The sequence below is a fragment of the Poseidonibacter sp. genome, assembly GCF_041821165.1.
Classification (GTDB): Bacteria; Campylobacterota; Campylobacteria; order Campylobacterales; family Arcobacteraceae; genus Poseidonibacter.
This window is the reverse complement of record NZ_JBGUES010000138.1, coordinates 1-6321: the sequence shown is the minus strand read 5'-3', so window position 1 is coordinate 6321 and position 6321 is coordinate 1. Positions and strand designations below refer to the sequence as shown.

At 27.5% G+C, this 6321-nt stretch carries 7 protein-coding genes; 1 reads left to right on the top strand and 6 read right to left on the bottom strand.

All coding sequences use genetic code 11. From position 1 onward, the window contains the following. The 4 genes from ACERKK_RS10100 to ACERKK_RS10085 all read right to left on the bottom strand — a co-directional run. Positions 1-547, bottom strand: a 547-nt coding sequence (locus ACERKK_RS10100; RefSeq protein WP_373772959.1) for a DNA translocase FtsK 4TM domain-containing protein, incomplete at its 3' end; no start/stop codon positions are given. 91 nt (positions 548-638) lie between these two features. After that, positions 639-1586 carry a UDP-3-O-(3-hydroxymyristoyl)glucosamine N-acyltransferase gene (gene lpxD / locus ACERKK_RS10095; RefSeq protein ID WP_373772958.1) on the bottom strand — a complete coding sequence of 316 codons (948 nt, stop codon included), beginning with the start codon at positions 1584-1586 and terminating at the stop codon, positions 639-641. Positions 1587-1627: 41 nt separating this feature from the next. Further along, positions 1628-2125 carry an acetolactate synthase small subunit gene (gene ilvN / locus ACERKK_RS10090; protein WP_373772957.1) on the bottom strand — a complete coding sequence of 166 codons (498 nt, stop codon included), beginning with the start codon at positions 2123-2125 and terminating at the stop codon, positions 1628-1630. Continuing rightward, positions 2125-3822 (bottom strand): acetolactate synthase large subunit, encoded by a 1698-nt coding sequence (locus ACERKK_RS10085; RefSeq protein WP_373772956.1) that lies wholly within the window; start codon positions 3820-3822, stop codon positions 2125-2127. Before ACERKK_RS10085 ends, ilvN begins: the two co-directional genes overlap by 1 nt. Positions 3823-3996: 174 nt before the next feature. Between ACERKK_RS10085 and ACERKK_RS10080 the strand changes: the two genes are divergently transcribed. Further along, positions 3997-4803: a hypothetical protein gene (locus tag ACERKK_RS10080; protein ID WP_373772955.1), complete on the top strand. Its 807-nt coding sequence runs from the start codon at positions 3997-3999 to the stop codon at positions 4801-4803. Here the strand turns inward: ACERKK_RS10080 and ACERKK_RS10075 are convergent. Both ACERKK_RS10075 and ACERKK_RS10070 read right to left on the bottom strand, forming a co-directional pair. Continuing rightward, positions 4800-5720 carry an exopolyphosphatase gene (locus tag ACERKK_RS10075; protein WP_373772954.1) on the bottom strand — a complete coding sequence of 307 codons (921 nt, stop codon included), beginning with the start codon at positions 5718-5720 and terminating at the stop codon, positions 4800-4802. The genes ACERKK_RS10080 and ACERKK_RS10075 overlap by 4 nt on opposite strands. Before the next feature lie 9 nt (positions 5721-5729). Continuing rightward, positions 5730-6287: a phosphatidylcholine/phosphatidylserine synthase gene (locus ACERKK_RS10070; protein WP_373772953.1), complete on the bottom strand. Its 558-nt coding sequence runs from the start codon at positions 6285-6287 to the stop codon at positions 5730-5732. Between the last annotated feature and the right edge of the window lie 34 nt (positions 6288-6321).

Genomic DNA, 6321 nt, shown 5'->3' with positions numbered 1-6321 from the left:
CTATAATATTACTTTTAACTGGTTCAATAATATATTCTTTTTCTACTGTATTTACAAAGATTTCTTCTTTTTGTAAATAATCCTCTTTTATTGAATCATTTTGCTCAACTACTCTTGGTTTTCTAGTATCTTCAATATTTTTATATTTATTCGTTTGCTTATTATTTTTTACTTTTATTCTATTTGTAATTCTTGAATAATCATAATTTGAATTTTCAGATATTACATAAAAAGAAATAATAAATCCAACTAATACAAATATATATAATCCAGCTCTTCCAATAAATGGACTTAAGCTATCAACTAATATATTTCCTATTTCACCACTATATATTCCATTTGATACAATTAATGATTGAAACATTAATGCAACAAAAAATAATAATAGTATAACACTAATATTAAGCGTTAAATCTTTACCTTTGATTTGTTTTTTGAAATTTATTATATATAATGTATAAATAAATAAGAATAAATAAAAGTAAGCTAAAAATCCGAAATATTCATGAGAATTATTAGCAAAAACTGTACCTACAGTTCCTACTATTTCTTTTGTGCTTACAAATATAGAAAATTCAAGATAAATAAGAATAAATAAAATGATTAGAGATATGATTTTCTTTGCTATTTTGAAGCCTTTATTTTAATAATTTTGCAATTCTACCTTGTAATTTAAGCCATTCTCTATGACCCATTAAAGGAAATCCTGCCCAAGATTTTTTTGGTTCGTTAATTGTTTTTGTAACTCCACCACGTGCAGCTATTGTACTAAATGCAGCAATTTCTAAATGTCCTGCACTTCCACTTTGTCCACCCATAACAACATACTGTTGAAGCGTTGTTGAACCTGATAATCCAACTTGTGATACTAAAATTGAACCTGTTCCAATTTTACAATTATGTGCAATATGTACTAAATTGTCAATTCTTACACCATCTGAAATAATAGTTGATTGAAATACTGCTCTATCAATAGTACAGTTTGAACCAATCTCAACATCATTTCCAATTGTTACATTTCCATTTTGGTAAATCTTAATATATTTACCATCTTTTGTATTAGCAAATCCAAATCCATCAGAACCAACTACAGTTCCCGCATGAATAATACAATCTGAACCTATTGTACAGTCTCTATAAACTGTAACATTTGGATAAATAATTGTATTGTCTCCAATAGTTACATTATCTCCAATATATGCACCAGCCATAATTGTACTATTTTTACCAATAATTGTATTCTTGCCTAAATAAGCATTATTCATTATAACTGTATTCTCACCAACAATTGCATCATTTCCATCTGTTTCAACTATTTTTGGTGCAAATAATTTGCTTAAAATTGCTAAATTTAAATAAGGCTCTTCACAAACTAATGCAATTGTTCCTTCAGGAACAAATGAAGAAAACTCTTCTTTAATTAAAACAGCTGCAGCTTTTGTTTTTGATAAATCATTTAAATATTTTTTATTTTCTAAAAAAGTAATTTCACTCTTATTTGAGTCTAATAATGTATTTAAACCAGTAATTTCTATTTGTTTATTTGTTTTTATATTTAGTGTTTTTGAGATCTCATCAAGAGTCATCTTAATATCCTTTTGAAAGAAGGAAGATAAGAAGTGTATTCTTATCTTTCCATAGCTACAATACCACTTCTTACTACTTCAAGTGGATTGAATTTTTCCATTACTTTTATAAAGTTCATAATTCTTTCTGATGAATCAGTTGCAGATACAATTATTGCTTCATCAGTTACATTTTGAATTGAACCATGGTAAGCTCGTGCAATAACATCAATATCTGATAAATTATTATCAATTGAGAATTTCATTAATACAGTATCTTTTTCTACAACATTTTTATGCTCATTTACTCTTAATACTGGGATTAACTTATTTAATTGTTTTACAATTTGATCAATTACTCTTTTATCTCCAGTTGTAACAATTGTCATTCTAGAATATTTACTTCCTGACATTGGTGCAACTGTTAGTGAGTCAATATTATAACCACGTGCAGAAAACAATCCAACAATTCTAGATAAAACGTTATGCTCATTTATTACAACTATAGAAATTACTTGTCTTGTTGTCTCTGTGTCATAATAGTGATTAAAATTGTTCATTATTTTCCTCCTTCAATTAATGTCATTTCATTTAAAGCATGCCCATTTGGTACCATTGGTAATACTTCTTCATCTCTTGCAACAACAACTTCAATCATTGCAGGTTTTTTCTTTTCAACGGCATCTTTTAATGCAGTATCAAACTCTTCTTTTGTTGTAACTCTATAACCTAATCCACCAAATGCTTCTATAAGCATTTTAAAATCAGGTTGAGCAGTTAAATCAGTAGAAGATAATCTATTTTCATAGAACATTGTTTGCCATTGTCTTACCATTCCTAAATAATTATTATTTAAAACAATATTTATAACTGGTAAATCATATTCTACACAAGTCATAAGCTCTTGAATATTCATCAATATAGAACCATCACCTGTAAAGTTAATAGAAACTTTATCAGTTCCTTTCATAGCACGAGCAACACCCATAGCAGCTGGAAGTCCAAATCCCATAGTTCCTAAACCACCAGATGTAACCCATTGTCTTGGAAAAGAGAATGGATAAAATTGTGCAGTCCACATTTGATGTTGTCCAACATCAGTAGAAACTACTGCTCTATTACCTAATAATTTTCCTACTCTTTGAATAGGCCATTGAGGTTTAATTACATCATTAGAATCAATAAATCTTAAAGGTTCATTTTCTCTATATTCTCTTAATAATTCAACCCAATTTGAATAATCATTAAATTCAAAATCACCAATTGACTCAATCATACCATTTACAGTATTTTTTAAATCTCCTACAATTGGATAATGTGCAGAAACTAATTTACTAATACTTGTAGGATCAATATCTACATGAATAACTTTTGCTTTAGAAGCAAATTCATCTAATCTTCCTGTAACCCTATCATCAAATCTAGCACCTAATGAAATTAAAAGATCCGTTTCATGTGCTGCCATATTTGCAGAAAATTCTCCATGCATACCTAACATTCCAAAGAATAATGGATTAGAATCACCCATTGCTCCTCTTGCCATTAGTGTTTCAACAGCTGGAATATTTAATTTTTTAGCTAATTCTCTAATTTCATAAGCACAATTTGCAAGTATTGCTCCACCACCAATATATAATAAAGGTTTTTTAGCTTTACTAAGTGCTGTTAATGCTCTTTTTAATTGTTTTTTATTATAGTTTACTGTAGGTCTGTAAGTAGGTAAATCTACTTCAGTTGGATATTCAAAATCTGCTACTTGTGCTGTAATATCTTTTGGAATATCAATATGAACTGGACCTGGTCTTCCTGTTGATGCAATATGAAATGCTTCTTTAATAATTCTTGGTAAATCAGCAATATCATTTACTAGATAATTATGCTTAGTACAAGGTCTTGAAATACCAACAGCGTCAATTTCTTGAAAACCATCAGTTCCAATAATGTTTGTAGGAACTTGTCCAGATATTACAACTAATGGAATTGAATCCATATATGCATCAGCTAAACCTGTAACTGCATTTGTAAAACCTGGCCCACTTGTTACTATTGATACCCCTACTTTACCAGTTGATCTTGCGTACCCCTCAGCTGCAATGATCGAAGCTTGTTCGTGTCTATTCAGAATGTGTTGAAAATAATTTTGTTTATATATTTCATCGTAGACGTTCATAATAGCGCCACCAGGGTACCCAAATACTACTTCTACCCCTTCTTGATGTAATGATTCTATAACCATTTTTGCGCCATTCATTCTCATAATAATTCTCCGTTTTTTAAAAATAGGTATGATTTTACACAAAAAAGTATTAATTATTGGTTAGATATATAAATTAGCTATATATTTTATTTCACTCATTATTAACATAAAATTATTTTATTTTAATCATATTTAAGTATAATAAAAGTTAAATATATTAAAGAAGGATAATAAATGGATATTAACAATATAAACACTAATATTAATACCCTAAATCCATCTGTTCCTTTACAGCTAGAACGTTCATCTGCTAGTAATAAAATTGAAAATACAAAAGATGAATCATTATCTTTAGTTGTTAATGATTATAATAAACAACGTGATGCATTATCAATTGACGTACAATCTTTAAATGATGGTATCGCAATTAGTAAAATTTCACAAAATGCTGTAAATAAACAGTTAGAATCAATTAATCAAATACAATCATCACTGGAAAACTTAAAAAGTGATGACTTAGATATACAAGATAAAAATCAAATTAAAAATCAAACAAATGAATTTTTAAAAGATTTTAATGATATTGCCTATCAAACAAAATTTAAAAAAGAAAACTTATTAAGTGTTGATTTCTATGATGAAAAAAAAGAGTTTGAAATTAATACTGCAAATGGTAATTTCTCAATGCCAAAACCAAATACTCCTGATTATTCAAGTGAGATATTTGATTCAATTAACTTGGCTGATTTAAATAATCCTGAACACTTAAACTTAGTAATAGATAAAGTAAAAGAAGTTTCAAGTAAATTAGAAAAAATTACAAATGATTTTTCACAAATGGAAGAAAAACTTGTAGGTAATGCAAAAGATACACTTAGTACACAAGTAAATTTATATAACGAAATAAAGTTAAACGAAGGAAGAAACTTTGGTAAAGAATCAAATGATTTTTCAAAAACTAATGTTTCTGCAAACATAGGACATTTAGCAGCATCTCAGGCTAATATAGTGCAATCACAAAGTGTAAGATTATTATCTTAACACTTTGTATTTAATAAACAAGAGTTTATAGCAACTCCCTCTCTTAATCCATCATCTAAAACAATAGATTCTTTTTTATTTAAAACTTCGAAAATTGCTCTATAAATAAATATTCCAACTTCAATAAATTCGATTCTACCTTTTCCAACAAGTTTCATAATCTCTTCTTGACTTGAATTTTCAAAAATCTTTAAACAATCTTCTAAATCTTTTAAATTAACAAGTGCGCCATTTACAATATTTCTATCATAAGAGAAAAAGTCTTGACCCAACTTAATAGCTGCAATTGTTGTGGGCGTACCTGCTGTTGCTACAAAAGAATAATCTGTTAAATCAATATCTAATGAATCTAAGAAACTCTTTATTTTTTCTTTTTGTATATCTAAATCATTATGCAAATCATGATATTTAAAATATGTTTGTGTCATAGTAACAATTCCAAAATCAAAACTATGTGCTTCATATTTATCATTTGTGTTTACAATTATTTCAGTTGAACCACCACCAATATCTAATAAGACAAATTTTGATGAATCAATTTTTTCTCTTTTTAGTGCATATTGAACAGCAAGTAGTGTAAGTCTTGCCTCTTCTTTTCCATCAATTATAGAAAAATCAACACCTGTTTTTTCTTTAAAATATTTTAATACTTCTTCACTATTTTTTGCTTTTCTCATAGCAGCTGTTGTAACTGCAATAGCATTTTTAGATTCGTATTTAACTTCATCAATAGAGTGTAAAATTGCATTTACAACTCTTCCTTGTGCTTCTTTTGAAATTTCACCTGTATCAACTAAGCCATCAGCCATTCCAACAACTTCATTATATTCAGCTAAAATTTCATTTTTTATACAATCATACTTTAGGACTCTAAAAGAGTTAGAGCCTAAATCTATACTTACTACTTCATTTTTCATAAAACTCTTTTATAAATGTTTTATTTTTATTTTAGAGTTTAATAAATAACCAATAACAATCATTGAAAATAAAACTACTGTTTCTGATATAAACCCTGTTAAAAACACAAGATATACAGCCCATAATAAAATTGCTCCTAATGGAGTAGGAACTCCAATAAAGTATTTTTCTACTTCACCTTCTTGTGCATTTATATTAAATTGAATTAATCTTCTTAAACCAGATATTACATAATAAACAAATGCAAATACAACTAAAGGAGTAAATAAAATTAACTCTTTTGTATCAATTACTGCAAAGTAAATAAACATTGTAGGAACAATAACAAATGATAAAAAATCTGCATAAGAGTCTAATTGAATTCCAAACTCTGTTGAAAGATTATATTTTCTTGCAATTTTTCCATCAATAATATCAAAACCACCAGCTAGCCACGCAAAAAGTGCAGCTGCAAAAAACTCTTGATGAGTTAAAAAATATATTGCAAAAATACCTGATGCAATATTAAAAAATGTAACTATATTTGCTAAATTAAAATGATTATTTTTATTAAATAAAAAAGTCATTATTTTCCTTTATATATATGGTATTGATTTCTAC

Bases quoted from the DNA above. Each gene is read 5' to 3' on its own strand.
- lpxD (WP_373772958.1), bottom strand. From the start codon at position 1,586: ATGACTCTTGATGAGATCTCAAAAACACTAAATATAAAAACAAATAAA.
- ilvN (WP_373772957.1), bottom strand. From the start codon at position 2,125: ATGAACAATTTTAATCACTATTATGACACAGAGACAACAAGACAAGTA.
- ACERKK_RS10085 (WP_373772956.1), bottom strand. From the start codon at position 3,822: ATGAGAATGAATGGCGCAAAAATGGTTATAGAATCATTACATCAAGAA.
- ACERKK_RS10080 (WP_373772955.1), top strand. From the start codon at position 3,997: ATGGATATTAACAATATAAACACTAATATTAATACCCTAAATCCATCT.
- ACERKK_RS10075 (WP_373772954.1), bottom strand. From the start codon at position 5,720: ATGAAAAATGAAGTAGTAAGTATAGATTTAGGCTCTAACTCTTTTAGA.
- ACERKK_RS10070 (WP_373772953.1), bottom strand. From the start codon at position 6,287: ATGACTTTTTTATTTAATAAAAATAATCATTTTAATTTAGCAAATATA.